The sequence below is a fragment of the Streptomyces sp. SID12501 genome (assembly GCF_010550245.1).
Lineage (GTDB): Bacteria > Actinomycetota > Actinomycetes > Streptomycetales > Streptomycetaceae > Streptomyces.
Genome location: NZ_JAAGLU010000805.1, coordinates 1 through 419 on the forward strand (window position 1 = coordinate 1; position 419 = coordinate 419).

Here is a 419-nt window from a genome sequence, read left to right on the forward strand (position 1 = left end):
CGGGCACGCGCGGCGTTCGCTGCTGCTGATCCACGAGCAGGCGGTCGACGCCGTCATCGACGTCAAGCGCAAGGAGGCGACGGGCCAGTTCGACCTGTTCGCCGAGCTGGGCGGCGACGAGGAGACCGGCAGCGGCATCGCCGTGACGATCCCCGACCTGCCCGACTGGGACAAGAAGCAGCGGCTCGCGTTCGAGCGCGAGATGCTCGGCCTGTACGTGTCCGACCACCCGCTGTCGGGTCTCGAGCACGTGCTGTCCGCGCAGGCCGACGTCTCGATCGCGACGCTCAACGCCGACGAGGCGCGCCCCGACGGGTCGACCGTCGTGGTGGCGGGGCTCGTGACGAGCCTGCAGCGCAAGATGTCCAAGCAGGGCAACCCGTGGGCCGCCGTGACGCTCGAGGACATGGAGGGCTCGG

General features: G+C 70.9%; 1 pseudogene. It reads left to right on the forward strand.

Annotated elements, in window-relative coordinates:
• A pseudogene (locus G3I71_RS48550) lies at positions 1-419 on the forward strand (DNA polymerase III subunit alpha); the annotation flags it as partial.